Genomic DNA, 689 nt, shown 5'->3' on the forward strand with positions numbered 1-689 from the left:
GACTACTCCGGCCTGTCTCCATGGGAGATTCTGCGCAGCCTGCTGGATACGGCAAACGCTCGGCCAGTCTGGCGCGCAGGCAAACTTTATGCGGTAGTCGATTCACAAGGCGCTGCGTCGCTGCTGATCACGCCACGAAGCGCGCAATCGATCACGATCACGCGCAGCAATCGGCCAAAAACCATTGACTCGGTTGCCGTTGAGTACACAGACGCGCTGACAGGAGCGCCGGCAAATTATCGATTCGTTCCGCCAGGCGGGACAGCGAACAACGTCCAAACGCTCTCACTGCCGTTCTGCAGAGACGACGCGACGGCGCAATCAATCGCGCGCTATAGCTACAACGCGCTATATCGGCAGGGCGCAATTGCTCGGGTCGATATTGCCGACGAGGGCAACGCGCTTGCGCCTCTCGACCGTGTGCTATTCGCCGCGCCTGAATATGGGGAGGCGATTGCATGCGGTGTGCTGTATCCAGGAGACGACTGGACGGCTTCAGCGCCAGCCGGCTCATCGCCATGTGTCGTTTACGTCCGCGATTCAGACGGATCGCCAGACGGGCCGCACCAAGCGTCGATTGGCCCAGATGGTAAGATATATGCAGCATCATCGACGCCAAGCGTCGATTTGCCGACGCACGGCGCTGAGTGGGCCGCATGGAGCCGAGAGCCGAAACGCTGGGCAATCGC

General features: G+C 60.7%; 1 protein-coding gene. It reads left to right on the plus strand.

Annotated features, from left to right (window positions below):
* Window positions 1-689, plus strand: a 689-nt coding sequence (locus tag E4680_RS13945; RefSeq protein ID WP_135283034.1) for a phage tail protein, incomplete at both ends; no start/stop codon positions are given.

The sequence above is a fragment of the Candidatus Macondimonas diazotrophica genome, from assembly GCF_004684205.1.
Classification (GTDB): Bacteria; Pseudomonadota; Gammaproteobacteria; order UBA5335; family UBA5335; genus Macondimonas; species Macondimonas diazotrophica.